The 24,210-nt window shown below is 64.2% G+C and carries 18 protein-coding genes and 1 pseudogene; 5 read left to right on the top strand and 14 right to left on the bottom strand.

Annotation, left to right across the window (positions count from 1 at the left end; genetic code table 11):
• Positions 1-65: 65 nt before the first annotated feature.
• From NTV05_04460 to NTV05_04400, 13 genes and pseudogenes are all read right to left on the bottom strand, one after another.
• Complete coding sequence (locus NTV05_04460) at positions 66-1,529, bottom strand: Gfo/Idh/MocA family oxidoreductase (GenBank protein MCX6543650.1); 1,464 nt, start codon at positions 1,527-1,529, stop codon at positions 66-68.
• 24 nt (positions 1,530-1,553) lie between these two features.
• Positions 1,554-2,915, bottom strand: coding sequence for a DUF1080 domain-containing protein (locus tag NTV05_04455; GenBank protein MCX6543649.1), 1,362 nt, complete (start codon positions 2,913-2,915; stop codon positions 1,554-1,556).
• 287 nt (positions 2,916-3,202) lie between these two features.
• Positions 3,203-6,538: a carboxypeptidase regulatory-like domain-containing protein gene (locus tag NTV05_04450; GenBank protein MCX6543648.1), complete on the bottom strand. Its 3,336-nt coding sequence runs from the start codon at positions 6,536-6,538 to the stop codon at positions 3,203-3,205.
• Between the two features lie 337 nt (positions 6,539-6,875).
• On the bottom strand, positions 6,876-7,007 hold the full coding sequence (locus NTV05_04445; protein ID MCX6543647.1) for a hypothetical protein: 132 nt from the start codon (positions 7,005-7,007) through the stop codon (positions 6,876-6,878).
• Positions 7,008-7,049: 42 nt separating this feature from the next.
• Entirely contained in the window at positions 7,050-8,132 is a 1,083-nt protein-coding gene (locus NTV05_04440; GenBank protein MCX6543646.1) for a sugar kinase, read from the bottom strand.
• Positions 8,133-8,502: 370 nt separating this feature from the next.
• A pseudogene (locus NTV05_04435) lies at positions 8,503-8,613 on the bottom strand (glycoside hydrolase family 16 protein).
• Between the two features lie 23 nt (positions 8,614-8,636).
• Complete coding sequence (locus NTV05_04430) at positions 8,637-10,475, bottom strand: glycoside hydrolase family 3 C-terminal domain-containing protein (protein MCX6543645.1); 1,839 nt, start codon at positions 10,473-10,475, stop codon at positions 8,637-8,639.
• 275 nt (positions 10,476-10,750) lie between these two features.
• Positions 10,751-12,154 (bottom strand): NADP-dependent phosphogluconate dehydrogenase, encoded by a 1,404-nt coding sequence (gndA, locus tag NTV05_04425; GenBank protein ID MCX6543644.1) that lies wholly within the window; start codon positions 12,152-12,154, stop codon positions 10,751-10,753.
• 22 nt (positions 12,155-12,176) lie between these two features.
• Complete coding sequence (locus NTV05_04420) at positions 12,177-13,466, bottom strand: lactate racemase domain-containing protein (GenBank protein MCX6543643.1); 1,290 nt, start codon at positions 13,464-13,466, stop codon at positions 12,177-12,179.
• Between the two features lie 50 nt (positions 13,467-13,516).
• Positions 13,517-14,350 (bottom strand): SDR family oxidoreductase, encoded by an 834-nt coding sequence (locus NTV05_04415; GenBank protein ID MCX6543642.1) that lies wholly within the window; start codon positions 14,348-14,350, stop codon positions 13,517-13,519.
• Between the two features lie 346 nt (positions 14,351-14,696).
• Complete coding sequence (locus NTV05_04410) at positions 14,697-16,055, bottom strand: sigma-54 dependent transcriptional regulator (protein ID MCX6543641.1); 1,359 nt, start codon at positions 16,053-16,055, stop codon at positions 14,697-14,699.
• Positions 16,052-17,902, bottom strand: a complete 1,851-nt coding sequence (locus NTV05_04405) for an ATP-binding protein (protein MCX6543640.1) — start codon at positions 17,900-17,902, stop codon at positions 16,052-16,054. The genes NTV05_04410 and NTV05_04405 overlap by 4 nt, the downstream gene beginning before the upstream one ends.
• A gap of 53 nt (positions 17,903-17,955) precedes the next feature.
• Complete coding sequence (locus NTV05_04400; protein ID MCX6543639.1) at positions 17,956-19,707, bottom strand: hypothetical protein; 1,752 nt, start codon at positions 19,705-19,707, stop codon at positions 17,956-17,958.
• Between the two features lie 367 nt (positions 19,708-20,074).
• On the opposite strand from NTV05_04400, the gene NTV05_04395 reads away from it, so the two are divergent.
• The 5 genes from NTV05_04395 (at position 20,075) to nrfD (ending at position 23,728) form a co-directional block, all read left to right on the top strand.
• Entirely contained in the window at positions 20,075-20,413 is a 339-nt protein-coding gene (locus NTV05_04395; GenBank protein ID MCX6543638.1) for a hypothetical protein, read from the top strand.
• Positions 20,414-20,526: 113 nt separating this feature from the next.
• On the top strand, positions 20,527-20,997 hold the full coding sequence (locus tag NTV05_04390; GenBank protein ID MCX6543637.1) for a cyclic nucleotide-binding domain-containing protein: 471 nt from the start codon (positions 20,527-20,529) through the stop codon (positions 20,995-20,997).
• A 15-nt stretch (positions 20,998-21,012) separates the two neighbouring features.
• A complete protein-coding gene (locus tag NTV05_04385; protein MCX6543636.1) occupies positions 21,013-21,558 on the top strand; it encodes a hypothetical protein in 546 nt (181 codons plus the stop codon).
• Between the two features lie 54 nt (positions 21,559-21,612).
• On the top strand, positions 21,613-22,464 hold the full coding sequence (locus NTV05_04380) for a 4Fe-4S dicluster domain-containing protein (GenBank protein ID MCX6543635.1): 852 nt from the start codon (positions 21,613-21,615) through the stop codon (positions 22,462-22,464).
• A 7-nt stretch (positions 22,465-22,471) separates the two neighbouring features.
• Positions 22,472-23,728 (top strand): polysulfide reductase NrfD, encoded by a 1,257-nt coding sequence (nrfD, locus tag NTV05_04375; protein MCX6543634.1) that lies wholly within the window; start codon positions 22,472-22,474, stop codon positions 23,726-23,728.
• Between the two features lie 34 nt (positions 23,729-23,762).
• On the opposite strand, the gene NTV05_04370 is transcribed toward nrfD, so the two are convergent.
• Positions 23,763-24,182 (bottom strand): hypothetical protein, encoded by a 420-nt coding sequence (locus NTV05_04370; protein MCX6543633.1) that lies wholly within the window; start codon positions 24,180-24,182, stop codon positions 23,763-23,765.
• Positions 24,183-24,210 lie beyond the last annotated feature (28 nt).

Raw genomic sequence — 24,210 nt, 5'->3', positions numbered from 1 at the left:
CACACATACGCCGACCTCCGCAGCGGGCCCTCAACGACTCGCGCCGGTCACCGTCATGCTTCTCGTCACTTCACCGGCGACGGCGCTGGGCTCTTGACGAGGCCCGCCGACTTCATGATCTGTGCGAGGTCGTACTTGGCAGCGCGGGGCTTGCGCGCGCACATCGCGTTGGCCTCCGCATCGCCGACGAACTGCTCGAGTTTCGGATCCCACGTGAGCTTTCGCCTGAGCTTCATCCCGATCCAGGCGGCGGCACACGCCTCGAGACTGCGGGCCGCCTGATCAACAGGTGCGATCGGGTCCTGGCGCTTGGCTATTGCTTCGAGCCAGTTTCGATAGGAATTCTCGCTGGCCATCCAGCGCTTGGCGTTGGGTCCGTACGGCGCGCTCAGCAGTCGAAGGTCGCTGGCATCGAGCGACTTCCGCCCGTCCTTCTGGCCAGTGGCCCCAGGATCGCTGCTCGTCACCTGCGCGGATCCGCGCGCACAGAACACCCAGCCTTCAGTGCCCTCGAATCGGACGCCGTTCGGAAACGAGTTGTCCATGATGAGCAGCACGCCGTTGGGGTACGTCATTTCGACGTGATATGTCTCGTGCACCGTCCACACATCTCCGGTCATGAAGTCGGCGCGAGCCTCGATGCTCGTCGGCCCGCTCAATTCCATCCCCATGCCCCAATGGGCGATGTCCATGTGGTGCGCGCCCCAGTTGGTGATCATCCCGAGACCGAAGTCCTCGGTCGTAATCCAACCGGGCCGGCCATACCCCTCCTGGGGGTGCACGCGATCTTCCATGTACGGCTGCTGCGGCGCCGGACCGAGCCACGTCTCGTAGTCGAACGTCGCGGGCACGGGCTGGGCTATTGGCGCCTGTCCTTTCGGCTTGTCCTGGCCAATCCCCACCCTGATGGTCTTGATCTGCCCGATCCTTCCGTTGCGCACCGCTTCGGTGGCAATGCGGAACGTGTTCCATGGTTGTGACGACCGCTGCTGGCTGCCCGTCTGAAGAATGCGTCCCTTGGCGCGAACGGCCGTGCGCAGCGCGATGGCCTCGGCAATGTCGTACGTCAGGGGCTTCTGCACGTGCAGGTCCTTGCCGGCCAGCACCGCCTCAACCGCGACAATCGCGTGCCAGTGATCCGGCGGGGTCACGATCACGGCGTCGATGTCTGGCCTGGCCAGCACCTCGTGGTAGTCGCGGTACGCCTTGACGTCCACGCGACTCTCGCCCTTGGCCTTGTAGAACTGCTCGACCTCGGCCCGCGCCTGTTCCAGGCGCTTCGCGTCGAGATCGCATACCGCCACCATGCGGCAGAGGTCGTGCGCCATCGTGCCGCGCAAATCCTCGGTGCCCATCCGACCGCAGCCAATCTGCGCCACGTTGATCCGGCGGCTCGGTGGAGTCTGCGCGCCGAACAAGTACGTGCGAGGAATGAACGTCGGCAGGAACAACCCGGCGGACGCGGCGATGGACGTCTTCAGAAACCGGCGCCGCGACGCCTCGCGCTCGCTGCGTGATGAATGTGACATGTGCCCTCCGTTCCCTCGACCGGCCTACTTCAGTTCGCGAATCTTGATCGATCGAAACGACACCCGGTTACCGTGGTCCTGCAGCAGAATGTGCCCCTTGGGTGCCTCGCCGAACTTTGGCCAGACCACATACTTGCTGTGATCCACCAGCGCTCGCCACATCTGCGTGGCGCGCTCGTACTCGACCGTCTTGAACCCGTTGAGCCAGTGCTCGACATGTTTCCCCTGGACGATAATCCGCGCACGGTTCCACTCGCCGACGCCATTGAACCGGATGTTTTGTGGCGGAATCAAGTCGTAGAGGCCGGCATTCTTCCGGTTGCCGTTGACCCCCAGCTTCGCGTCGGGGTGCACGTCGTCATCGAGAATCTGGAACTCGCACCCGATCGAAGAGCCCGCCCCCTTGTTCAGCGTCGTGTCGACGAAGTACTTGACGCCGCTGTTGGCGCCCTTCGTGATGTTGTAGTCCACGATCAGTTCGAAGTTCTCGTACTGGTCAACCGTGACGATGTCGCCGCCTGCCGTGGATTCCTGGCCACCGGTTTCGTCAACCGCCAGCACGCCGTCCTTGATCTCCCATCCGCCTGTGGGGAAGGTGTCCGACTTCGCGCCGCGCCACCCGGCTTTCGAGGTGCCGTCCCACAGCAGTGTCCAGCCCTCCTTCTTCTCACGGACGGTCAGCGTGTTCGGGATGTAGTTGAACTGCGGCGTGTCGCCCTTGTCGGCCGTCCGGTTCGCTTCGAGATTCTGCGTGAGGATACGGATGTTGCGGAACCGGATGAGTTCTCCCGTCTTCTTCTCGTCCGATCCGATTGAATGAACCTGCAGGCCGAGGATCCCGGTCGGTGAGAGGTCGTCCACGATGTTCGCGCAGGGAACGCCGTTGAGCCAGGTTCGGATGGACGTGCCGATGGCCTCGACGCGGAACCTGTTCCACTCACCCATCTTGAACGCGTTGCGTGCGGCGTCCTGGCCGACCAGGGTGTGGAGCCACCCCCGGCGAGCCTCGTCGTAGATCCCGCCGCTCCATGCCCGATCCGACGGGTCGATCTCGACCTGGTAGCCGTGAACGCGCCCGTTCTTGATGGCCGGATCGGCGGTGCTTCGAAGCTGCATCCCACTGTTCAGATTGGTCGCGACCCATACGTCGTACTCGAGGATGAAATCGCCGAAGCGTTCCTTCGTGCACAGGAAGCTGTTGGGCGACTTGACGACGGTCCGGCCGGTGATCGTCCCATCCTCGACGGTGAACGGAGCCGTTCCGTTGCACTGATACCAGCCGTCGAGGCTCTTCCCGTTGAAGAGCGGCCGCCAACCGCCGTCTTGCGCGACGACTGGAACGGCCAGCAGCACACATGCGAGCGCAACAGCCAGAATCGTTTTCATCGACGGACTCCATGAAGGCCGAGCAATTCCGGATCCGGATAATCGGGTCATTATGGACTGGGGGGGCTCGAGACACCGCCTGGCCGCACGGACGCCAGGCGATCCCCTGTCGAAACGGTGACGGGCCAGAACCCCGTCGGCCTCCTCGATTTCGAAGACGGCCGGCAGGAGCCTGGCCCGCGCCACTTGTCTCAGCGGCCCGCGACGGGTCCGCAGATGACACTCGGTTTCAACACCCGTCTTGGCGGCCGACTAGCCATCCGCTGACGGAGGTTCTGAGCCCGTCCCTAGAACGTCACCCGGAACCCGAGCTGAATATTGCGAGGCGGCTGCACCGCGGTGATCAACCCGAATCCCGACCCCGACAGGTTGGTCGCCGGGTTCTGGAACTGAACCATGTTGAACGCGTTGAAGAAGTCCGCCTGGAACTGGGCCTTGACCGTTCCCTTGAGCGGGATCTGCTTACGCAGAGAGATGTCCCAGTTGTAGTACGACGGTCCCCGCACCTGGCCTCGCGCCGAGTTGCCCAGCCGATCAGCCGGGGCAACCGCGAACGCGACCGGATCGATGTACGACACGACGCCCGCAGCTGAAATCACTGGCGCACCCGCCAGGTACGGGTCGGTTCCGAGGTAGTCGGCCCGGCGGCCAATCACCTGCGTCCCGGTGATGGTGATCGGCCCGCCAGACTGGTACCGAGCGATCCCGGAGATCTCCCACCCGCCAAGCGTATAGCCCAGGAGGTTCCTCTCGTTGCGGAAGAACGGCACCCGGTATGTCCACGTGCCGACAAATACGTGCCGGCGATCGTTGTCGCTCGGCCCGTAGTTGTAGGCGAGCGGGGCGACGCCGGAATCAGGGTTGTCCCCGTTGCCGCTCCCGTTGTCCATCGCCTTCGACAGCGTATAGTTCAACGAGAAGTTCAGATCACCTCGGCGCTTGCTGAGGAACACCTGCAGCGAGTTGTACGTCGAGCTCGCATCCGACAAGCGCATCAGGATCGACGTGTAGCCCTTATAGGGCCGCAGGTAGTCGATGCTGTACTTTGCCCCGACCGCATTGGCCGCAATGTCGGTGAAGGTCGGATAGTTGATGTCGGGCTGCCGAATCTGCTGCTGGCCCTTGGCGCCCACGTATGTCACCTCGGCGAACAAGCCCCACAACCCCAGGTCGCGCTGCACGCCGATGTTGTAGTTCCAGACGCGCGGGATCTTCATGTTCGGATCGAGCGCGTTCATGCTGGCCCACGGTGTAATGGGCGGCACTGTACCGGCCTGGATGTTCGACAGGTTACCCATCAGGTACGAGGAACTCAAGGAAAACGGCGGGTTGTTGACCAGCGCAAAGTACAGATTGCCTTCCGGCCGGTCGTAGAAGAGGCCCGCGCCGCCGCGGACCACGGTGCGCTTATCGCCAAACGGCGTGTACGCAAAGCTGAAGCGCGGCGCGAACAGATTCTGGGTGTTGTAATAGCCTGGATACTTCGCGTTTGGAACCGTCGCCACAGCCGGGCTGTTGGCATTCGGCACGTTGGCAACCTGATCGCTCGGCACGGCGCCGGGCCTGGTCAGGCCGTTGTACCGATTGCCGGTGCCCGCGACGATGGTCCCATTGGTGTTCATCGTCACCGCCTGAGCGGCGCTGTACAAGGCCGGGTCGAAGCTGGTCGTGTTGTTCCCGAGCGTGGAGGTCGGCATCTGCCACGCGTAGCGAACACCAAATTCGACGCTCAGTTGCTTGTTCACGCGCCACGCGTCGGACACGAACGCCTCGCGCTGCCAGAACCGGAAGTATCCCATCGGGTCGAGTTGAGCCTCGTTGTAGTTGTAGAAGTTCCCCAACAGCACATCGGCGAAGGCGTTGCCGCTGGTGATCGTGTTGCTGTTCGTCTGGAACGTCAGGACGCCCGCGTAACCGGAGCGGCCGTTCTGATCCTTGCCATTACGGACCACCATGACGCCGCCCTGGACGGTGTGCGCGCCCTTGATCCACGTCAGTTTGTCGCTGAACGAGTAGTCCCACGTCGGCGAGATGAGCGACTGCGCCGCACCTCGGAACGAGGCGAAGTTCGTCACGTTCACGTCCGGAATGCTGTTCTCGTACCGTCCGCCACCCGTGTACACCTGCGCGAACTGGAAGCCGTAGGTGTCGCGCTTCCACGTATCGCCCACCGGAGGAATGATCTGGCCGTTGGCCGAGTAATTGAATTTCGCTTCATTGACCAGGTTTCCACCAATCGTCCAGTAGTGATTGACCTGGACGTTCCGGCCTGGGCGCATGCGCTCGGTCGGCACCGTTGGCAGCTGGGACGTGATGAAGGTCCCCCCCGGATCAATCAGATCGTAGTGGTCGAGCACCAGACGACCGGTCAACCGGTGCGACCCACTCGGCTGGAAGTCCAACCGCGCCATCTCCTGTCGGAAACGGAACGGATTCGGGTCCATAAACAGCGCGTTGTTGGTCGTCGGCGTGTCCGTGTACGACGAGGCTTTCAGCGCCATGGCCGCGTAGACGCTCGCAATCGCCTTGCCGTCGGCCGTGATCATGTTCGGTGGAATGATGTTGCCTTGGAACGCGAGCCCGGTGGACGGGTCCTTGAGAGACGTCGCCAGAGAGCTGAAGTCGCCGTTTCGCATGGCACTGTTCGGTATGGTCCGGAACGTCGGCGCCGTAAAGCGATCGATCTTCTTCCACTCAACGCCGCCGAAGAAGAAGAGTTTGTCCTTGAAGACGGGGCCGCCAAGACTGAAGCCGTAGTTGTCGTACTTGAGCGATGGCTTCGCCACGTGCTTCAGGTTCGCAAACCAGTCGTTGGCGTCGAACTTGTCGCGGCGGAGATACTCGTAGACCGATCCCTTGAACGTGTTGGATCCGCTCCGCGTGACCACGTTGATCGCCGCGCCGGAGTTGCGTCCGTACTCCGCCGAGAAGCTCGCCGTCTTGATGCTGACCTCTTCGATGAAGTCGACGCCGACGTTGCTGATCTGGCTGTTATTGCTGCCAGAGTCCATGTTGAATCCGCCGTCCACGGTCAGCGAGTTGGCGTTGCCCCGGCTCCCGTTGATGGACATGTTGATGCCAAGTCCGGTCATGATGTCGAGCGCGTTCATGTTGCCCTGCATCACCGGCGCGCCCGGGATCAAACTGGCCAACTGCAGATAGTTGCGGCCGTTGAGCGCGAGATCCTGCACCTGCGCCCGGTCAACATTGCGCGCGACCTCTCCCGATACGGTGTTGACCGTTTCAGCACCAACCGTGACCTGCACCGTTTCGCTGAACTGTCCCACTTCGAGATTGAAGTCCGCCGTCAAGCGCCCGTCAGCACTGAGCACGAACCCCGACTTCGACGCCTTCTTGAAGCCCTGCAGTTCGGCTCCAACGGTGTAGTTGCCCAGGGGCAACGAGACGAAGATGAAGGCGCCTTGCGCATCGGTGCCCTCGGTGCGCGTGAACCCAGTCTTGGTCTCGGTCACGGTGACCGAGACGCCTGGCAGGACGCCACCGGAAGAGTCTCTGACAATTCCGGAGATCCGGCCCGTTGTCGCCTGCGCGTGCACTGCGGGCGCGACCGCCAACAGAGCCACAGCGATCAGGCTCGTTACCATCCCCAGCCGCCTTCTCATAATGACCTCCACGCTCAAACCATTCGGCCGACTCAAGCACGCATCGCCGTGGCAAATTGGACTGACCAATTCTGAACTGGCAGAAACTACCACACACCGTGGAGTCAGTCAAGAAAATGAAAAATCGGCCAAAACTCTTAGCAATTACGTTTCACGCGGCGTAGGCAATTTGCAGGCTCAGGAACGGAATCTTCAAGTCTGGTCATACCGAAATGTTTGAATGGGCTCTTTCATTCCGGTTACTTCATGAGCCAGATGTCGGCGTGCATCCACTCCTCGGCGCGCTGCGGCCAGTTAGAGTCTCAGCACGTTGTGGGATTTCGGTAAGCCGCTGAGCCTAGACAGGGAAGCGGCCATCGTGCAGGTAGCGCGCCGCCGTGCGGTCGGGCGACACCGACACCGTGCGGCCTTTCCGGTCGGCGGTGCGACGGACGATACAGGTGCCAGGTGAAATGACGGGTTCGCTCATGAGATCCTCCAGGCTCCGTGATTTCAGGCCACCGCTTCCGCGCTACCGCTGAATCCGGGCCGACCCGCCCTTCGCGAACGCGCGCACCTGTTCCACCGTGGCCATCGTTGTGTCGCCTGGGAATGTCGTGAGCAGCGCGCCATGCGCCCAGCCGAGCCTGACTGCCGCGTCGGGCGATTCGCCGGCCAGCAGACCGTAGATGAACCCGGATGCGAAGCCGTCGCCGCCACCGACGCGATCGATGATCTCCAGGTCGCACGTGGGCGACACATAGGTCCTGCCGTCTAACCACGCCACCGCGCCCCAGCCGTGTCGATTGGTCGAGTGGACTTCTCTGAGCGTGGTAGCGACGGCCTTCACGTTGGGGTGTTTCCTGATGACCGATTCGATCATCGCAACGAACACACTCGGGTCGAGCTTCGACGTTGCCGCGACTTCCGGGCCCGCAATGCCGAGCCCCTTCTGCAGGTCCTCTTCGTTGCCCACCAGCACATCCACGTGTTCGACGATGCGCCGGACGACCTCCACCGCCTTCGCCTGACCGCCCCAGATGTTCCAGAGTTTCTCGCGGAAGTTGAGGTCAAACGAGGTCACTGCTCCTGCGGCTTTCGCCGCCGTCATGGCCTCAACAATCAACTCGCCGGTTGTCGCCGACAGCGACGCAAAGATACCGCCACTGTGGAACCAACGCACGCCGCCGCCGAAGATGGCGTTCCAGTCGAAGTCGCCCGGTTTGAGCAGCGCCGCCGCCTCGTTCGATCGGTTGTAAAACACTACGGGCGCGCGAACGCCGAATCCCCGGTCGCTGTAGACGGTGGCCATGTTGGGGCCATTCACGCCATTGTGCGCGAAGCGCTTGTAGAACGGCACGACGCCCATGGCCCGCACGCGTTCGGCGATGAGATCGCCGATGGGGTAGTCGGCCATGGCCGTGACGACGGCGGTCTTAAGCCGGAAGCAGTCGGCCAGGTTGGCCGCGCAGTTGAACTCGCCGCCGCTCACGTGGATGGCGCACGTCGTGGCTTTGCGGAACGGCACGATGCCCGGATCGAGACGATGAACCAGCGCCCCGAGCGACACGAAATCAAACTCGCCATCAGGCCGGATCGTGAGTCGGCTGGTCATGGTCTACCACTGTTCCAGGTTCATGGCCGTTCCCATCAACACCGCGTCGTCGTTCGAGGCGGCTGCCATCGCCGTTTCGGGCCGAGAGCCCCGGGGCGCGGGTATTCTTCCGGTCTGACCACAGTGAAAGCGAGGCGTGGCGACGGATGTTCACCGGCAACCTTACGTGGAGAGGACCCGGCTGTCAAGCCGAGAGCGTGACATGTGCTGCCATGCCTTAAGTAAAGGCAAGTATGGCCTTTGCCTGGGTTCGTGCCAGTCGCCTCCACGATCGGTCACCTGAAGCATCGCCGCCGACAGCCTGGCGTTGTGGACGGACCAATTTGTCAACCTCATGTTCGGCGGCCGGTCGTGTGACTGGTCGACGGCCTCACCGCCGCTGGTAGATCCGAACGTAGTCGATGAGGAAGCGCTTCGGAAACAGCGCGTCGTCGATGCCCTTCTGTCCGCCCCATGAACCGCCAATCGCGAGGTTGATTAATCCGTCGCGACCGGTTCACGCCGCTACCGATACCGAAGGCCGAAGCCGTACTCGAAGAGCGGAACGGCTCTCGGCTTCTCATCCCTCGGTTCGACGTTGATCGGAATCTGCTCCATCGACCGGGGCCAGGTGTGGCTGAGCTTGCCGGTCGGGTTGTACGAGCCAAACAGGACGTCGGCGACGCCGTCCCCCTCGGTACCCGGCAACCAGGCCGCAACGATCGCGTCGGCATCAGCCAGGATCGGCTCGATGATCATCGGCCGGCCCGACAGCAGCACCACGACGGTCGGCAGCCCCGCGGCCTTGACGCGCCGAACGAGCGCGACGTCCGCCCGATCGAGCGACAGGTCGGAGCGATCCCCCTGCATCTCAGCGTAAGGTGCTTCGCCGATCACGACCACCGCGACCTTGGCTTCCTTCGCTACTTCACCGGTCGGAGAGAAGCTGACCGTGCTGCGCGGCGCGGCGTTGCGGATAGCCTGGAGAATCGTCGTGCCCTTCGTGATGGGGCCCGCCGCCCCCTGCCACGTGATGGTCCATCCCCCGCACTGCATGCCAATGTCGTCGGCCGCCTTCCCGGCGACCACAATGGCAGGCGTGGTCTGGGCGAGCGGAAGCACCGCATTTCGGTTAGCCAGCAGTACCAACGACTCACGAACGGCCTGACGTGCCACCGAACGGTGCGCGGCCGATCCGACCTGCGCCAGCAGCGACTGATCGCCAAACGGCCGCTCGAATAGCCCCATACGGAACTTCACTGTCAGAATGCGCCGCACGGCGTCGTCGATGCGCGCGATCGGCATGCGCCCTGAAACGACGAGCGTCTTCAGCGTCTCGAAGAACTGGGGGTAGATATCCGGGACCATCACCATGTCGACGCCGGCGTCGACTGACTTCTCGATCTGCTGCGCGTAGTCGCCGGGCAGTTGCTCCAGCGCCTTCCAGTCGGATACGACGAACCCCTTGAAGCCCAACTCACCCTTGAGAACGGTGGTGAGCAGGTACTTGTGGCCGTGAATCTTCTGGCTGTTCCAGCTGCTGAACGACGCCATGACGGAACCGACGCCCGCCTTGACCGCCGCAACGTACCCTGGCAGATGGATCCGGCGGAGCGTGGCCTCGTCGACGCGGGCGTCCCCCTGGTCGATCCCGTTGGTCGTGCCGCCGTCGCCAACATAGTGTTTGGCCGACGCGAGCACGCCGCCTGGCCGCGACAGATCCTCGCCCTGGAAGCCGCGAATGGCGGCGGCTCCCAGCTCGGCCACGAGTTCCGGCGTCTCGCCGAAGCCCTCGTAGGTCCGTCCCCACCGCTCGTCCTGTGGGACGGCGAGGCAGGGTCCGAACGTCCAGTGCATACCCGTTGCCGCAACTTCCTGCGCCGTGACGCGGGCGGCATCTTCGACGATTCTCGGATTCCGCGTGCAGCCCAGCCCGATGTTGTGGGGAAAGATCACGGCGTTGCGCACGTTGTTGTGTCCGTGCACGGCGTCGATGCCGTACAGGATAGGAATGCCGAGCCGCGTGGCCAGGGCCCGTTTCTCCAGTCCCGTGACGAATTCCGCCCAGCCAGCCGGCGACACGTCCGGGATTTCCGAGTTCCCGCCGCTCAGAACCGATCCGACGAAGTAGCGGGCGACGTCGTCCGGGGATTTCAGGTAGGTGTGGTCTGGCTGTGTCATCTGCCCGACCTTCTCGTCAATCGTCATGAGCGCGAGCAGGTCGTCGACGCGCTCGACGACGGGTCGTCGAGAGTCCTGGTAGGGCAACATGCCTCGTGCAGGCCCAGCCTGTCTCGCGCCGGTCAGGGTGACGGCACATACAACGACCACGGCCAGGATGGCGGCCGGATACCGAGTCAGCATGGAAACTCCTTTCGGCATCTTGAGGATACCGCGACGAGTTCGCGCCACGAACACCCACTGGCGCAGAGGCAGGCACATCGTGCCCTTACCAGCCAGGCCGACGGTGCCATCCCCGACGTCCAGTCCGACACCGGCAGCCCGGGCGGCTTCCTTGCCGCCCTCGCTTCATCCGCGGCCGACATTCTATGCCCGTGGGGCAACAAGCTCACGCAATCGTGCTGAGATCGTCTTCCCGGGCGCGTTCCGGATGAGCCTCGCCGCTCCGCAGACATGGCCTACCACTCCGTGTGAAACACACCCGGCTTGTCAATGCGACGATACGTGTGGGCGCCGAAGTAGTCTCTCTGCCCCTGCGTAAGGTTGGCAGGCAGCCTCTCGCTGCGGTACGCGTCGAAGTAGCCGAGCGACGCGCTCATCGCCAGCACGGGAATCCCCAGACCGACGCTGGTCTGGATGACGAAGCGCCACGAGTGCTGTCGCCGCTCGATCGCGTCGCGGAACGCCTCGTCCATCAGCAGATTGACGAGCGACGGCGTGAGCCTGAACGCCGCCATGATGTCGCCGAGCAGGCCCGCGCGGATGATGCAGCCGGCTCGCCAGATCTTGCTGATGTCGCCCGGCTGCAGGTCGTAACCATACTCGTCTGACGCCATGCGCAGCAATCCCAGGCCTTGCGCGTATGACGTGATCTTGCTCGCGTAGAGCGCATCGCGCGTGGCGTCGATCAGGAACTGCCGGTTGCCGACGTGCCGCGGTTCGGGGCCGTGCAGGAACCGGCTGGCCGCCACTCGCTGCGGCTTCAACGCTGAGATGATCCGTCCCTCGACCGCCGCATTGACCGTCGGGATGGGCGCGCCCACATCAAGCGCGTTCTGGCTCATCCACTTGCCCGTGCCCTTCTGCGCCGCCTCGTCGAGGATCACGTCCACGAGCGGCCGGCCCGTGTCGGGGTCGATCCTTCTGAGCACCTCGGCCGTGATCTCAATCAGATAGGACTTGAGTTCGCCCGTGTTCCACTCCTCGAACACGTCGGCCAGTTCGGGCGCCGACAGGCCAAGGCCGCGCGACAGAATGTCGTAGGTTTCGGCGATCAGTTGCATGTCGCCGTACTCGATTCCGTTGTGCACCATCTTGACATAATGGCCGGCGCCCCCGGGTCCCATGTACTCAACGCACGGCGCCCCATCGTCAGCCTTGGCGGCGATCGCACGGAAGATCGGGGCGAGCGCCTCCCAGGCCTCCCGCTGACCACCCGGCATGATGCTCGGACCCCAGAGCGCACCCTGTTCGCCGCCCGACACGCCGGTGCCGACATAGTGGAAGCCCTCGGCGGCGAGTGCCTTGTTGCGGCGCTCGGTGTCGGAGAACAGGGAGTTGCCGCCGTCGATCAGGATGTCACCCGTCTCGAGATGGCCTTTGAGATGGGCGATCGCGTGATCGACCGGATCCCCGGCCGGCACCATCATCAGCACGCGGCGGGGCTTCTTCAGAATGGCCATCAGCTGATCGGGCGTGGCCGCGACTTCGACCTGCTTACCGGCTGCGGGTCCGGCGGCCCACGCCACGGCCTTGGCGGCATCAAGGTCGTAGCCCGCAATCCGGAATCCGTGGCGTTCCATATTGAGGGCCAGGTTGCTGCCCATCACTCCCAGTCCCACCACCCCGATATCGCACGTCATGCTTCAGGCTCCCTCGGCATCCTCATGATTTCATCCGGTACAGCATCTCGCCGGCGCGCGGGACGACCAGCACGCCTTCGTGTTCGCGGCCGACCCACTCCTCTGTCTTAACGCTTGCCGGATCGAGATAGCCAAGATTGATCCGCCGGCAACGCTCTTCCGGGATGCTGGTGGCGAGCGTGACCCGGATGCGGGGCGTCTCGACGCCGGTCGTGGCGTCGTACTGTCCGAGGCCCTTCAGGTGTGTCGAGTGCGCGAGTACGCCGCCCGGGTACTGTTTGAATCGCTCCCACTGGCCGAGGAAGTAATCCCGGCAGTGATATCCCACTTCGTCGATGATCCGGCCGTGCGTGTAGCTCACCTCGGTGATGTGCGGCGCGTAGATTACCACCTCGCCGCCATCGGCGATGGCCGGCTCGAGCTTGTACATGCCCTTGGCCGCCGTCCAGAGGTCGTCGTACATCTCCGGCATGATCGACAGCACGCGGCGAAACGGCCGATCGACGTAGATGATGTGGGTCTTCGCCGAAACCGCCGACGCCGCGCGCCACGCGTCCTCGGGGGCGCCGAAGTAGATCCCGTCGACGCCATCGTGGGTCACGACCAATGCGAGGCAACTCACCGGAACAGTGACCAGCGAGGCCGCCCGGTCGATGACGGCGCGCACCGGCGTGTAGCCCGCACCGATCACGTGGTAGCTGCAGATGATGGCGCCCAGCCAATGCGTGAAGTTGATGAGATCCGGGCCCGCGATGCCCGGAAACAGGTACTTGTTGCCGCCCGAGAACCCGACGACTTCGTGCGGAAATACCGGACCGCAGATGAGCACCTGGTCGTAGTCGAAGATGAGCTTGTTCAGTGAGACGACGACCGATCGATCGAACAGACCGCCGGTCAACGTCCCGATCTCGGATGCCGGAATGGTCCCCAGCGTGACGAACGTGGCCGGATCATCCCAGCGGTGGTTGAAGATCCGGCTCCGGCCCGCGCGGCCGCCGACCACCGTCCGGCCCACGAGGCGGGTAAGTTGCTGGTCGTTCATCGGCTGGTGCGTGCCGAGTGCAACCAGATAATCGAGCGCCGACACCCGCGGCCACGCTTCAGTCTCGAGCGTGTCCCAGATCAGCGGCATCGGCATCGTTCGCGTGCCGTCGGGGATGATCACCAGCAGTCGCTTGCCATCAAGCGGCAGAGACGCCAGCGCCTCCCGCACGACGGCTCGGACATCGTCTGGCGCCAGGTGCGCCGCGCCGGCTCCGCGACCGATCACCCCGTGCACGGAGCCAACTGGCGAGTGTGTGACCGTTTCCACCGTAGAAGCTCCGTCAGCGGTGCTGCGACTATCCCACTTGCCCGTATGTCCTACACGCCGCTGAACGCGGAGAAGCCCCCGTCGACTGGGACGACGATCCCCGTCACGAAGGCCGAGGCTGGCGACAAGAGCCACAGCACCGTGCCGAACAAGTCTACAGGCTCGCCGAACCGACCCATCGGCGTGTGACTGATAATGGACTGTCCTCGCGGCGTGAGGTCGCCCGTCTTCTCGTCGGTCAGCAAGAAGCGATTCTGTTGCGTGAGGAAGAAGCCAGGCGCGATGGCATTAACGCGGATCAGGGGCGAGTACTCCTGCGCCAGATGCACCGCCAGCCACTGCGTGAAGTTGCTCACGCCGGCCTTCGCCGCCGAGTACGCGGGGATGCGGGTGAGCGGACGGAACGCGTTCATCGACGAGATATTGAGGATGGTCCCGCTCTTCTGCCGGGCCATCATCTGGCCGAACACCTGGCAGGGGAGGATCGTGCCGAGGAGGTTGAGATCAAAGACCCATCGCAGCGCATCAGGGGGCAGATGGAAGAACGAGGACTTGGGACCGGTTGTGGAGTTCGGATGATTGCCACCGGCGCCGTTGACCAGGGCATCGATTCTGCCGAATTTCTCCAGGATCTGATCCGCGGCGCGTTGCAGGCTCGCCGCGTCCAGCACGTCGGTGCCGATCACCACCGTGCGGCTTGCCGCCGCGCCCACCCGATCCAGCAACCCGGCGGCCGGATCGGTATTGCGGTCGAGAATCGCAACATTGGCACCGCATCCGACCAGTGCGCAGGCGATCTCGCCGCCGAGGATGCCGGTGCCGCCCGTGACCGCGATGGTCTGACCACTGAAGTTGTACAGCCGAGCCAGTTCTTCCAGGTTCATAGCGATTCTCAATCAGCACGATACCGACTTCGAGGCGGCTGACGCGGCCAATTCGGCCGCGGTTGCGCCGGGGCATCCATCTCTATCCGGTCTGACCGCAGGCAGTAGCCTGCGACGGCCACGAGTGTCCACTGGAAACGTTACGCGGATGGCACCAGCCTGTCAAGCCGGGATCGACATCGGGTCTATATGGCCATAAGTACAAGCAAAAATGGTACTTTCAATGATTGATTATCCCGTCGATCACGTTCCACTCCTCGGCTGGCGTTCGTTGGCCGTCCGACCGTTTGGACGGACCAATCTATTGTCGCTCGCCCATGCCGCGCAGAAACAGCAGGACAAACCGTCAGGTCAACAGGCCGTACTGCCGCAGTTTGCGATAGAGATTGCGCTCGCTGATGCCCAGCATCTTCGCGGCGCCGCCGCGGTGGCCTCCCGTCGCGCGAAGCGCCGATTCGATGTGGGCGCGTTCGAGGACGTCCAGCGTCGGCAGGGCGCCGTCGCCGGTCGGCGTGTGCGGGGCCGCGGCGCCGCGAATGGAGTTCGGCAGGTGTTCCGGCTGGATCTCGGTGCCCTCGCAGACGATCATCGCAGCCTCGATCGCGTGCAGCAGTTCGCGGACATTGCCCGGCCAGTCGTGGCGGCACAAGACTTCGCGGGCGGCGGCACCGAGCCGCTTCTCGTATCCAAATCGTTCGTTGAGCCGCTCGACGAAGTAGTCGGCCAGCAGATCGATGTCCGGACGGCGCTTCCTCAGCGGCGGGATTTCAATCGCAATCGTGCTCAGCCGGTAGTACAGATCCTCTCGAAACAGCCCCTGCCGTACCATCGCCGGCAGATCGCGATTGGTGGCCGCCAGGACGCGCACATCAACGCGAATCTCACTGGTGCCCCCGACGTGCCTGAATGTTGAGGTGTCGAGCACTCTCAACAGCTTGACCTGCGTCGTCTGACTGACTTCTCCGATTTCGTCCAGGAAGATCGTGCCCCCGTTGGCCACTTCGAACAGGCCCGCCTTGGCGCGATCGGCGCCGGTGAACGCGCCACGCTCATGACCGAACAGCTCGCTCTGGAGCAGCGTCTCCTGCAGCGCCGCGCACTCGACGACGACAAACGGCCGCCCGCGCCGCAGGCTTCGCGTATGGATGAGCTTGGACACCATCTCCTTGCCCGATCCGGTCTCGCCCGTCACCAGTACGGTGGAGTCTGTCGGCGCGACCCGGTCGATCAAGCGAAGAAGATGACTGAACTCCGGGCTGTTTCCCACAAACGAGCTGCCGAGATCGGGCGGCGTCAGCCCCCGCTCGAGGATCGAGGCTCGCCGGCGAAGCGCCTGCCGCTCCAGGGCGCGCTGGATCCGGACTTCGAGTTCATCGAGCGGACAGGGCTTCACGACGTAATCGAACGCCCCCGCGCGGATCGATTCGATGGCGGTGTCAATCGATCCGTGACCGGTCAGCATGATGACCTCGACGCCAGGGTTCGATTCGCGGATGGCCTTGAGCGTATCGAGGCCGCTGATGCCCGGCATCTGCAGGTCGAGCAGGACGATGTCCGGTTCGTGTTCGATGATGCGCTTGAGGCCCTCTTCACCCGATCCCGCGTCGGACACCTCGAATTGCATCCGCGTCAACTCGCCCGCCATCACGTGGCGAAACGCCACATCATCATCGACGAGAAGGATGGACCGTGTGGCCTTCGTCATGCCGACTCCTGCCCGGCCGTGCTGCCGAACGCCGGGAGTACCACTTCGAATGTCGAGCCCTTGCCCTGAGTGCTGCTCACGACGATATCGCCTCCCCATCGCCGGACGAAGTTCAATGACAGGAACAGACCCAGGCCTGTCCCCCCCTTCCGCATGCTGAAGAACGGTTCAAAGATCCGGCTCTGGAATTCCGGCTGGATCCCGCACCCATCGTCGGCGACGCGCAGGTGAACCTGCGGCCCTCCTTCGGTCGACAGCACGACTCGTCCGCCTTGTTTGCACGCCTGGATCGCGTTCAACACCAGGTTGATGAGCGCATGCTGCAGCTCGGCCTCGTCTGCGCGCACGCGCAGCGGTTCGGCGGGCGGCTCGACCGCGATGGTGACCGAATGCGCGCGTGCGGTCGGCTCAATCAGCCGCGCGACAGCGGTGATGATCGCCGGCACTTCGACGATGTCGCCGGCGGACGGCTGGCCGCGAGACAAACGCAGGAAGTGCTGCGTGATGCCGCGGCATCGCAGCACCTGGTCACGCGCGATCGTGGCGCTTTCGCCAATGCGCCCCAGATCGGCGCCTCCAGGCTCGGAGGTCTGCGCCTCACGGAGGATGCCCTCGACGCACATCAGCACGGTTCCGAGCGGCGTGTTGAGCTCGTGCGAGAAGCCCGAGGCCAGGACGCCGAGCGAGGCCAGGCGATGCGACTCGGCCAGCCGCGCCTCGGCGGCCCGCCGATCGGAGATATCGCGCCACACTTCGACGACGTTGAGGACCTTGCCGGCCGCATCGCGGATGGGAGAGGTGTGCACCTCCTCCCACACCGGCGTGCCATCGCTCCCGCGCCGTTCGGTGATGTGAACCTGGCGCTCGCCCGACTCCAGGCAGCCGACGGTCGGGCAGTCCGCAGCGTCGCACATCCCTTCCGTCACGTCCTGGCAGCACATGCCGAGCACCTGATCGCGTGAGCGCCCGGTGCGCTGCAGGAACGCATCGTTGGCGGCAATCACCTGCCGCTTGCCGTCGAGCACCGCGATGCCGTCGTCGATGCTGTTGATGATCGTCTCCAGGCGCTCGCGCTGGCTTCGAACTTCGCCCACCAGGCCGGTGACCGAATCTGCCATCGTGTTGAACTCGCGGGCGAGCCACGAGACGGTGTCTGAGCCTCCTCCGGCGGGCACGCGCCGGCTCAAGTCGCCCGCGGCAATCAGGCGCGCGGTCGTTTCGAACCGCTGGAGGCGGCGCAGCACCGCGACCCGCACGACGATCGCGATGGCGCCGACCAGCAGGAGCGTCAGCGCGCAGCTGCCGGCGACCATGTAGCGAAGATCCCGGTTCATCGCCGTCCGGATTTCACCCGCATTGATGTCGAGGATCAGAATGCCGTTGATTCGGAGGTTCGCATCGTGGCACCGGTGGCATTCCGCCTTGTTGCGGACGGGCACGACCGTGCGAAGAACGATGCCGCCCTGGGTTTCGATGACGCGGCTCGTGCCGCGCTTCTCAGCCGGATACTGGTGACACGACTGGCACGTCGGCGATTTCAACGTGAGGTCGCCGGTGGGCAGCAGGGGCGAACTCGTGAATCGCGGGATCCCGAAGCGGTCGAGCAGCGCGACGCTCTCGATGCGCGGCTGCTTGCCGAACGTCTCAATCATCCTGGCAATGAGGCTTCGGTCGTTCTCGATCATCTGATGCTCGAGGGCGGCGGTGATCAGTTCGCCTTCCGCCAGCGCCGTGGTTCGAGCCGTCTCAATCAGCGATTCGAAGTGATGGAGGGAATACACGTAGGCGCCGGCGGCGCAGGCGGCAGTGACCGCCGCAGTCACCCCCACAGCCAGGCCGACGGACATGCTCGTGAATCGGGGCCAGAATCGCATGATGAAGGGCACAACACCCGGGCGGTTCACTTCTTCCGGGATTGCAGCTGCTCCATGGTGGTCTTGGCCGCGCGGTCGAGCGCGGCGCCGACCGTCTGCGTCAGGGCCGCCTCGCTGTCGTCATCACCTCCCGGAGCGCCGGCCATCGCCCCCAAGCCGTTCATCCCGACCGTACTCACGATCTGCGTCATCGAGCTCATCGCTTTCATGCGCGGATCAAACAGCCCGCTCGCCGCGAACGACCCCGCCGCGCCGCTGAGCCCCGGGATCGACATCAGGGGATTCATCATCCCCATGCCCAGCCCACCCATGCCGTACATGCTCAAGTACATTCGCCCGGCAACGGCGGCAAGCTTCAGCCCAGTGCTGACCCCGATGCCGCCGCTCGAGGCCTTCGAGCTGCCCGTCGCCACCGTGGTCGCCGTTCCGCCGACCGCGTAGAGCTTGTAGTCGAGCTTCACCTCGTGAATGTCGCGCGTGGCGTCCTCGCCTGCGGTGCGTTTCAACAGCCCGGTCACCCTTCCCGGCTTCGACGTCCTGATGTCGGTGACCTCCGTAAACAGGATGTAGTCGCAACCGAAGCGCGCGGCATCCTGCTGGGAGTCGCCTGCCGCCGTGCCCGCCAGCGCCAGTGCTTCGAAGGGCGCCTTGTGGAACTCGCCAACGAGATGTTCGCGAAGCTGCCGGGCAGCGATCGCGTGCGACGTCTGGTTTGTCGGCTCGAGGACCCCGACCCTGATGATGCCGGGCCTTTTCGGTGCCGCCGAGCTCGTGCCATCAGCCGTCGATCCGAAAAGGGTCTCCGTCAGGCTGCCGCCCGCGGCAAGCGTGGGCAGCAACTCCGCTGAGCTGTTGGCTTCGACGAAGTCCGGCGGCACGCCGAAGAGCGCGGCCGGAAGCCTCGTGACCGCCAGGTCGGTCACCTCCATCGACGTGCTGCTCGTTTCCTTCTTGTCACCGTCGCCGGTGGTCGTTGTGGTGACCATCGCCACGGGGAACCCCAGCTTCGCGTCCCCGACGCTCCGGGATTCGACCCGATCCACGCACGCGTCGGTGGAAGGGGCCGCGGGAACTTCTGGCGCGGCCGACCGCTTGGTGCAACCGGCCGATTCCGGAAGATCCACGTACCACCCGTCCACCTCGATCTTCAATCCCGTCTTATCGCACGCAGATGCGCTGGGCTGCTTGACGATCACCGTCCTGATGCGGCGAGCGTCCTTGCCGAACAGGGGCTTGCGCTCGAGCGTATCGGTGAGCGTCGCCGTGTACGTGATCACGCCGCCCTTGGGCTGCGGCTGGCCGCCGCGGCCCATCATGCCCATCGCCGCCATGGCCTCCATGTCCGTCGATGGCGGCGGGGCGACGGCGGCCGGCGCCTCCGCCGGGTAAGGCCGGATCAGGTACTTCTTCGACGCGCCGTTCAGGAGCACGGTGCGACTCAGGTCGCACTGGTCGAGCGTGACAATCCCGGGAAACTCCACTCGCTGGCGCGGGCCATGAATGTAGGTCGTGTTCTCGGACACTTCCGCGCCGCGGGTGTACCGGGTATGGATCTTGACGTCGCTGGCCGGTGGCTCCGGCGCTGGCGTCGCTTTGACGGGTCCGGCCGCGGGTGCGGCCTTGGCTGGTGGAGTCTTGACTGCTGGAACCGCAGGCTTTGCGGTCGCCTGCGGTCTGGCCGGCGGCTTGGGTGGGGGAGTCTGGGCCAGCGATGAGGTTCCCAGAAAGATCGAAAGCAGACAGGCGGCGAACACGCGCAAGGGGGCCTGACGCGACATGACGCTCCCTCCTGAGGGACGGCTGCAAGGAACCGGACATCCTGATCACGCGCCGGCCGACGGGACATTCAGACGTGGCGTGCGAATCTTCCCGACGCACCGCGACTGCGAACGTTGGCGCCGGCCGATCAACTGAGCAGGTATATCGACTAGTAGGCCCCCTGCGGCAGCTCTTGTCAACTCCGCCGCTCCCCGCACCCGCCGGGTTCTGAGCCCATCGTGCCTGACGTCCTGTCAGTTCGCGCCTGACAATCTGTCAGAAGCCAGTCCTTCGCAGCTCCCGGATCAGCACGATTGCCCCAGGATTCTGTCGCGTTCGATCTGGCACCGATCGTGATTATGCCGACGTCAGAAAAGGAGGGTGCCGATGGCGATGTTCCTGATGATTCTGACGATGAGCGTCTTCTGTTTCGCGGTGGCGTGCGTGGCGTTTGGTGCGGCTACGCGCGAGGAGCAGGACGTTCAGGTGGCGCGCCCCATCGCCCGACCGGGCATGCATCTGTCGTTCGCGCAACCCCGCTTCTTCTCGGACATCGCCGAGGCGTCGCTCGCCGCGTCGGCCGGGCCCCGGCAGGTGCCCCTCGAAGTATTGCTGCTCCAGATCGATCGCCACGTTCGCCTCGAGCAGGCCGCGGCAGAATCGTTCCTTGACGCGCCGACGGCGGCATCACTTCATAGCCGGACGACGTCGCCCCTTGTTCACTAGAAAGAACTGGAACCGGTTTCGAAACCGTCCCCAAATAGACCCCCCGCAGCGTCTGGCCGTGGCCCCCATGCCCCCGACCAGACGCTGCGTTCTTCTTTCTTTGAGGTGCTCCCATGACCGCTAATCACATCGACCTCGTGAAAGACCTCGCGGACGCTGATGCCGTCGAGGTACTGGCCCTGGGCGTGCGGAGCCGCATCCCGAGCGGCGGCGAATTGTTCAAGCTCGGCGCCGAGGCCACCAGTTTGTACGTCATCGAGCGCGGCCGGATCTCGCTGACGCTGCCGCTGCAGGTGCAGGGCCGCGAAGAAGACATCCTCGTCGAAGAGCGGCTGCCGGGACAGACGGTCGGGTGGTCGGCACTGATTCCGCCGCACCGGTTCACATTGAAGGCGACTGCCCAGCTCGAGACCGACGTGCTGGCGTTTTCGCGAGACGCCCTGCTGGCGCACTTTGCGGCGCATCCGCTTGTGGGGTACGTTATGACGCATAACCTTGCGTCGGTGGTCGGCCAGCGGCTGCAGGTGTTCCAGGCCATGTGGCTGCGCGAGATGCAACGCGTCGTCGAACTTCGGGCTCTGTAGGGCGTCGAGGCATTCATGTTGAGACGGATCGTCTTGTTTGCCGCGGCCGTGGTGCTGGCGGGCGCGGCGCTCTACGCGGTCGGCCAGCAGCCGCAGCAGGCGGCGCCGCAGGGCAGGCCGGCGGCTGCCAAGGCGGAGGAACGCCCGGAAGTGCCGCCGCCTCCGTTTTCCGACGGGATCTTCCCGTGTTCGGCGTGCCACAAGGACCTGAAGGTCAACCGCACGCGGCGGGTCCTCACCGACATGCATACCGACATCGATCTCAAGCATGATGCCGAGCATCGGTGGTGTCTGGATTGTCACGATGCGAACGACCGCGACTACCTGCATCTGGCCAGTGGCGAACTCGTGCCCTTCGAAGAGTCTTACCGATTGTGCGGGCAATGCCACGGTGAGAAGTTTCGCGATTGGCGCGCTGGCGTGCACGGCCGGCGCACGGGCGACTGGAACGGCCACAAGAAGTACCTGCTGTGCGCGAATTGCCATAACCCGCACCAGCCGCGGTTCAAACCGATCGCACCGAAACCTGCACCCGTGCGGCCGACTCGGCCGCCGAAGTAGTTCGAGCTCGAGAGAGGGGAATTCCGGATGGAGGCCAACGGGCGACCAGCGGGGATGACGCGCAGGCAGTTCACGACGTCGGCGGCGGCGGCAGCTGCCGGTTTCGTCCTGACGGCGTGCGGTCCGAAGCGCCTGCACGAGATGTCGAAGGACCGGCTGAAGGGGCTCATCGCCGAGATGGAGCGCAAGTACGCCGAGCAGTACGGCACGGCGGTTCATGTGGCCGACACGGCGGCGATGCCTGGGGTCGAGTTTGCCTACGCCCTCGACATCTCACGCTGCATCGGATGCCGGCGGTGTGTGTACGCATGCGTCGACGAGAACAATCAGTCGCGGGATCCCCAGGTTCACTGGATTCGCGTGTTCTCGATGGAGAAGGAGAAGGGCGTCGATTTCGCCGAAGCGAATCCCTACTACCAGCCGAAGGAAGTTCCCGAGGAGGGCCATTTCTACGTGCCGGTGGCCTGTCAACAGTGCCGCCAGGCGCCGTGCACCAAGGTGTGTCCGACCGGGGCTACCTGGACGGATCCTGACGGCATCGTCGTCATCGACTACGACTGGTGCATCGGGTGCCGCTACTGCATGGCAGCCTGTCCGTACGGCGCGCGTCATTTCAACTGGCGGCAGCCGACGATTCCGAAGGATCAACTGAATGTGAATACGCACTATCTTGGCAACCGGCCGCGGCCAAAAGGCGTCGTCGAGAAGTGCACCTTCTGTATCCAGCGCACCAGGAAGGGCCGCTACCCGGCCTGCGTCGAAGTCTGCCCGGTGGGCGCGCGCAAGTTCGGGAACCTGCTCGACCCGGAGAGCGAGATTCGGTACATCATCGAACACAAGCGCGTGATGGTGCTCAAGGAAGAACTGAACACGCTGCCGAAGTTCTTTTACTTTTACGCGACGTGAGGATCCCGTGACCGTTGTGCGTCAGTTCGCGCAGTTCGTCAAAGGCAGTCTTCGCCTGGTGTGGCACGGCAACGCGGCCTACTGGACGTGGCTGGCGTTCCTGGGTGTCCTGATCGCGTCGGGCGGCCTGGCCTATGCGCGGCAGGTGTCCGAGGGCCTCGGCGTCACGGCCATGCGGGACCAGGTCAGTTGGGGCTTCTACATCGGCAACTTCACGTTTCTGGTCGGCGTGGCCGCGGCCGCCGTCGTGCTGGTGATTCCGGCGTATGTCTACGACTGGAAGCCGATCCGGGAGATCGTGATCTATGGAGAACTGCTGGCGTTGAGCGCCATCACCATGTGCCTGCTCTTCGTGCTGGTCGACATCGGCCGGCCGGATCGCTTCTGGCACCTGCTGCCGCCAGTTGGGCGCCTCAACTTCCCGCAGTCGATCCTGGCGTGGGATGTGATCGTGCTCAACATCTACTTCGCGATCAACTTCATCGTCGTGACCCACATCCTGTATCGGGCCTTCAACGGGCGCCACTACAACACGCGAGTCGTCGTTCCGCTCGTGCTGCTGTCGATCCCGATGGCCGTGGGCATTCACACCGTGACCGCGTTCCTGTTCAATGGCCTGGCGGCACGGCCGTACTGGAACGCCTCGATCCTCGCGCCGCAGTTCCTGGCGTCGGCCTTCTGCTCGGGCCCCGCCATTCTGCTGATCGTGCTCCAGCTGCTGCGGCGGTTCACGCGTTTCGAAATTCAGGATGAGGCCATCTCGAAGATTGCCGAGTTGATGGCCTACGCGATGTTCTTGAACCTGTTTCTGCACGGCGCCGAGGCGTTCAAGGAGTTCTACTCCAACACCGAACACGCGGTGTACGTCCGGTACTGGTTCTTCGGCCTGGGCACGCACACCACGCTGGTGCCCTACGCGTGGACGGCGGTCGGGCTCAATGTGCTGGCCTTCGGACTCTTCATTGTTCCGGCCGCCCGCCGCAACTGGGTGCTCCTCAATATCGGGTGCCTGGCGACGTACGCCGGGTGCTACATCGACAAGGGGATGGGGCTGATCATTCCCGGGCTGACGCCGGACACACTCGGCGAGATCTACGAGTATGCGCCGTCGATCGTGGAACTGCGCGTCGCGGCCGGCGTGTTCGCCATCGGCTTCCTGATCTTCACGCTGATGCTGAAGGTCGCCGTGCCCATTACCCTGGGCGAGTTTCACGGGGATGACGCGCCGGAGCCTGCTCCGGGCTGGCCAGTCGCCTGGCACTGACGGCTGCGGCCCCCGTGCGCCGCCGGCGCCACGCCTACTTCTTCTGCTTCTTCGCCGACCAGGTGCCGCTGGCCATCCCGCCGAAGTCGCACAGGCCCGAGATCGAATCCCCGTCGACCTTGCCGGTAAACGCGATCGGCATCGCCTGGCCGCCCCAGTCGATGGTGATCCCGTACTTCAGGTCCGCCCCGGTGAGCGTGCCCTCGACGGCGACCTCACCCGCCTGCTGGCTGGCCTGTGTCCCCGTCACCTTCTCGCCCTCTTGCTTGAACGTCGTGGTGACGTTGAAGGTCCCCTCCGGGCTTTCGATAATCGTGTCCCATACGCCGGTGATGTCGATCTTGTCAGTCTTGGTGTCTTTTGGTTTCTCGGGTTCCTTCGGCGGGTTCTGAGCGAACACCGCGGCCGGGAACAGCAGCGCCGCGACAAACAGCGTGGTCAACAGCTTCTTCATGCGACACTCCAGGGTTTCGCGCCGCCCG

The organism is Acidobacteriota bacterium (assembly GCA_026393755.1).
In the GTDB taxonomy this organism is placed as follows: Bacteria; Acidobacteriota; Vicinamibacteria; order Vicinamibacterales; family JAKQTR01; genus JBAXOX01.
The sequence above is the reverse complement of the archived record's forward strand: the minus strand, read 5'-3'. Positions and strand labels throughout refer to the sequence as shown.